Genomic DNA, 4,436 nt, shown 5'->3' on the forward strand with positions numbered 1-4,436 from the left:
GGTCAAATAGTTTGATTTTCATATGAGTGATCCACTTCCCCTTGGGTTAGATTTTTTCGTGAGTTGACACGTGGGCATGGTAAAGGGTTGCCTGGTTCCGCCGCCCAAAAGCGCGGCAAAGCGGCGGGCGGACCGGCGGGACTCGCGTTCGGCACCTGTGTCAATACACGAGCTTCGGCAGGCCGAGGCGGTACTTGCCGCGCGACTCCAAACCCCCGATGCCGTCGGTGCCGGTGTAGGTGGAGCGTACCACGTCGTAGACGTTCACGGTCTCGTTGATGGGCGTGTAGGCAATCTTCTCCGCGATGAAGACCGGATCGAGGGCGTGGATCATAATCCGTTGCGGTGAACTGGCGAAGTTCGCGCCGGCCTCAAGGATGGCCTCAAAGTGGGATTGGCAGGCGCCGGCGATGATGATGAGGTCATCCATGCTGCGCGCGTAGCGGCGGGCGTTTTGCACGGCGCGGACGAAATGGCCCGAGTTCCGGTAATTGGAGAGATTCGCCAGGTCCTTGCCCTTGCGAATCACCCCGTCGTGACCGGTGATGATGAGGATGTCGGGTGTGTAGCGTTCCAACAGGTCGCAGACGACGTTTGGCATCTCCGTCTCCCGCACGTGGTGGCCGAACGCCCGGATGCCGAGTTCCCGGTACATGTTGAGGCACTTTTGCAGGTAGGTGCCATCCCCGTCCAAGTGGAGAACTCGTCCGGGCCGCTCAAAAAAATCAGGGCTCGACTGAAAGCGGGCCTCCTTGCGCAACGCCCGTTTCTCCATCTCGATGGCCCGCCGCGTCTGAATGAGGCGCATGCACTCGTCCGCGACGCGGTGGTAGCGCATCTCGAACTGCCGGCGCTCGTCGTCCGTCAGGCGTTCGAGATCGGAGAACGGCGCGTCGGCCATCAACCGGACGTCAATCCCCTTGAGGATGGCCACCTGGGCCTCCTCGTCCAGCTCCACGATGACGAAGCACAGGTCTCTGCCGTACGACTTGCGTGTGACCACATCCCCAACCTGCCACACTGCTGGAGCCTCCTCCCGCACGACGGTACCGCGCGGCTTGCACCCCCACGCGGGCCAAACGCCCGGCGGCGTCCGCCGGACCGTGCCCGTGCGCGGGCGTCCCCGGACGGTCGTCACCCCAGCATATGTACAGGGAACAGGAGGTGTGCTTCCCGCATCCCTTGACAGATCACTGCCCCTTGACGGATCACTGCTTGGTGTAACGGTCAGCCACCTTGGACGCCCCGAACGAATCAGGTTTGACGCGCGCCTCGTAGCCGTTCGCCGTGATCCATGCGACAATCTCGCGGATCCACTGCTTGGTCTCTCCGTGATCGCCGACGTCGAGGTGCACCTCGATGCTCAGCTCCAGCCCGGCCCGCAGAAGTGCTTCTTCGAGCGCGGTGCCCACCTGCAGAGAGTAGGACGCCTCCATGAACATCCGCTGACGCAGCGACGGGATGTACGGCTGGCGTTCGCGATGGACGTAATACGTCCCGCCATGGCCCACCCGGTGGACGATGACCGCGGTGACGAACACCACAGCCCGCTCTCCCCACTTGGGTTGCGAATCGGTGCCGACCATGATCTTGAAGACATCCTGCGGATACCGTGCTACCTGTGCCGTGATGTCGGCCGCCACGTCGTCCAAATTCATGGTTCCGCGCGTCGGGCTCATGAACGTCCACATGCCGAACCGCCCCCTTGCGCCTGGCGTTCAGCATGTGGACCGGCCAGGCGCAGTATTTTGCCTGGCGCGATTAAGTCGCCGTCAACGCCGCCCACGCGTCGGCGACGGCGGCGAATTCCTGAAGCGACAGCGTCTCGCCCCGCCGCCCGCCGTCCACGCCGGCGCGGGCGAGGACCGCCGCACAAAGTTCCTTGCTCCACTCCAGGCCGCCGGTGAGCGCGTTGGCGAGCGTCTTGCGCCGGGTGGCGAACGCCGCCCGCACGACGCGGAAAAACATCTGCTCATCCCGCACCGCCACCGGCGGCTCACCGCGGACGCGCAGGCGGACGACCGCCGAATCCACCTCCGGCGGCGGCAGAAAAGCGCCCGCCCGCACCTGCAACACCCGCTCGACCGAACAGCGGTATTGGACCGCCACCGAGAGCGCCCCGTAGTCCTTGCTGCCAGGTGCTGCAGCCAAACGCTGCGCGACCTCGCGTTGCACCATCACGACGATGCTGTCCATGCGCACACCGGCTTCAAGAAGGTGGAAGAGGATCGGCGTGGTCACGTAGTACGGGAGATTGGCGATGACCTTCACACCGGCGCAATCGTGAAACCGGCCCCAGACGTCGGGCAGGCGGAGCTTGAGCACGTCGGCGAACACCACCTCGACGTGCGGGAGACCGGCGAGGACTTCGGCAAGGACCGGCCGCAGGCAAGCGTCTTTTTCCACCGCCACCACCCGCCGCGCCCGCGTCGCCGCCAGACGCGTCACCACGCCCGCGCCCGGTCCGACCTCAAACACGCCGTCGTCCGGCCGCAGCTCGGCCGCATCGATCAATCGTGCCAGCACCCGGGCGTCGATCAAAAAATTCTGGCCGAGCCGCTTCTTCCACGTGAACCCGTGGCGCCGCAACAAGCCTTTGAGGACCGCCGGATCCGCAAGCGCAAACGGGTTGGACAGCGGCTGCGTCGTCATGGCCCATCCTCCGCCAAGGCCCGGCGGACCGCCGCGTCCCACTCTTCGCGGCCGACGCCGAGCGCATTCAGTTTGTGTACAAACGCCTTCGCATTGCCGTAGCCGATGCCGAGCCACTCCCCCACCGCCCGCCGGCGGGCGGCCGCGTGCGGACCTGCCACCAGGCCGGCGGCGGCCAAGTCCGCCAGCGTGAACCGTGGCGCCGCGGCGTCCGCCTCCGGCCGCGATCCCGCCCGTACCAACGCCGCGCGGATGACGGCGGGATCGGCATGTTCGATGCCCACGCCGCGGGCGCTCACCGCCCGGCTGCGCGGGACAAACGCGTGGCGGCAACCGGGAATGAGCCCATCGAGGCGCCGACGGATGCGCTCACCCGGACCGTCCGGGTCGGTGAGCACGATGATCCCGCGCACCGCCGCCGCCCGCCGCAACTCCTGGATGACGTGGCGCGGGATACGTTCGCCGCCGAGCACCCACACGTCGGCGTCGACCGCGCGTTGCACCGCCTGCTTGTCGTGCAATCCCTCGACGACCACCAACTCGGCGATGCGCGGCCGCGCGGCGTTGCCGCCGTTCATGGCAGCGTCAGGCGCGGAAACAGCCGCCGCGCATTGTCGGTGAGCGTGTGCGCCAAGTCCGCCAGCGCCAAGCCGCGCACGTCTGCGAGCCGTTCCGCCACCAACCGCACGTGCCCGGGCTCATTGCGCCGCCCGCGGAACGGATGGGGGGTCAGATACGGCGCGTCCGTCTCGACGACCATCCGCACAAGCGGCACCTGCGCCGCCGTCGCGCGCACCCTGTCCGCGTTCTTGAACGTGACGGGCCCTGCATAGGAAATGTAAAACCCTGCCGCGATGCACCGCCGCGCGATCTCGATGTTTTCCGTAAAACAGTGCATCACGCCGAACGTATCGGGATGGCGCATCTCCTCGATGAGGCGGACCGTATCTTCCGTGGCATCCCGGTTGTGCACGATGACCGGCAGCCGCTTTTCCCGCGCGAGCACCATCTGGCGGCGAAACGCCTCCTGTTGCACCTCCGGCGGCGCCACGTTCCAGTAGTAGTCGAGCCCCACCTCGCCGATGGCCACCACCTTCGGATGATCCGCCAAGGCGGCGATGGCGGCAAAGTCCCGTTCCGTCACCCGGTCGAGCGCCTCCGGGTGAATGCCGACGGCGGCAAACACCTGCGGATAGCGCTCGGCGAGCGCGATGGCGCGCTCCGAAGAGGCGACGTCGACGCCCGGGACGACGACGGCCGCCACGCCCGCCGCTTCCGCCCGGCGCAGCACCTCGTCGAGGTCGTCCCGGAAACGGTCGTCGTTGAGGTGGCAGTGGGTGTCGATGAGCACGCTAGCGCACCTCCGCCCCGTTCGGCATGTCGTCCGGGACCGTCACCAGTTGCAGCCGGTCGCCTGCCGACGCCGCGAGCACCATGCCGTACGACATCACCCCCCGCAGCTTCGCGGGTTTGAGATTGGTCACCACCACCACCTTACGGCCCAGGAGCGCCTCCGGCGCGTAGTGTTGCGCGATGCCGGAGACAATCTGCCGCCGCTCGCCGCCGAGATCGACCTCAAGGCGCAGCAGCTTGTCGGCGCCCGGGATGCGCTCCGCCGCCACCACCTGCGCCACCCGCATCTCCACCTGGTCGAACTGTTCGATCCCGATGATTGGCTTGCCGGCCGCCGCGCTGCCGGCCGCGCTGTCGGCGGGCGGCACTGCCGTATCCCGGCGGCCGGCCGCGCCCGCGACCGCATCACCCAAGCCGTTCCCGTTCCCACC

Annotated in this window: 6 protein-coding genes; all 6 read right to left on the bottom strand. The window is 67.3% G+C overall.

Annotated elements, in window-relative coordinates; all coding sequences use genetic code 11:
- Window positions 1–160 precede the first annotated feature (160 nt).
- Complete coding sequence (yabG, locus tag IEX97_RS12650; RefSeq protein ID WP_188883469.1) at window positions 161–1,021, bottom strand: sporulation peptidase YabG; 861 nt, start codon at window positions 1,019–1,021, stop codon at window positions 161–163.
- A 187-nt stretch (window positions 1,022–1,208) separates the two neighbouring features.
- Window positions 1,209–1,691 (bottom strand): ribonuclease H-like YkuK family protein, encoded by a 483-nt coding sequence (locus tag IEX97_RS12655; RefSeq protein WP_188883470.1) that lies wholly within the window; start codon window positions 1,689–1,691, stop codon window positions 1,209–1,211.
- A gap of 70 nt (window positions 1,692–1,761) precedes the next feature.
- A complete protein-coding gene (gene rsmA / locus IEX97_RS12660; RefSeq protein WP_188883471.1) occupies window positions 1,762–2,652 on the bottom strand; it encodes a 16S rRNA (adenine(1518)-N(6)/adenine(1519)-N(6))-dimethyltransferase RsmA in 891 nt (296 codons plus the stop codon).
- A complete protein-coding gene (locus IEX97_RS12665; protein WP_188883472.1) occupies window positions 2,649–3,230 on the bottom strand; it encodes a ribonuclease M5 in 582 nt (193 codons plus the stop codon). The genes rsmA and IEX97_RS12665 overlap by 4 nt, the downstream gene beginning before the upstream one ends.
- Window positions 3,227–4,003, bottom strand: coding sequence for a TatD family hydrolase (locus tag IEX97_RS12670; protein ID WP_188883473.1), 777 nt, complete (start codon window positions 4,001–4,003; stop codon window positions 3,227–3,229). The genes IEX97_RS12665 and IEX97_RS12670 overlap by 4 nt, the downstream gene beginning before the upstream one ends.
- A 1-nt stretch (window position 4,004) precedes the next feature.
- Window positions 4,005–4,436: methionine--tRNA ligase subunit beta (metG, locus tag IEX97_RS12675; protein WP_188883474.1), on the bottom strand; the 432-nt coding region annotated here is incomplete at its 5' end.

The organism is Paenalicyclobacillus cellulosilyticus (assembly GCF_014647315.1).
Classification (GTDB): domain Bacteria; phylum Bacillota; class Bacilli; order Alicyclobacillales; family Alicyclobacillaceae; genus Alicyclobacillus_J; species Alicyclobacillus_J cellulosilyticus.

Excerpts from the sequence above, each read along its gene's own strand:
- IEX97_RS12665 (WP_188883472.1), bottom strand. The coding sequence starts at position 3,230 with ATGAACGGCGGCAACGCCGCGCGGCCGCGCATCGCCGAGTTGGTGGTC.
- IEX97_RS12655 (WP_188883470.1), bottom strand. The coding sequence starts at position 1,691 with ATGTGGACGTTCATGAGCCCGACGCGCGGAACCATGAATTTGGACGAC.
- rsmA (WP_188883471.1), bottom strand. The coding sequence starts at position 2,652 with ATGACGACGCAGCCGCTGTCCAACCCGTTTGCGCTTGCGGATCCGGCG.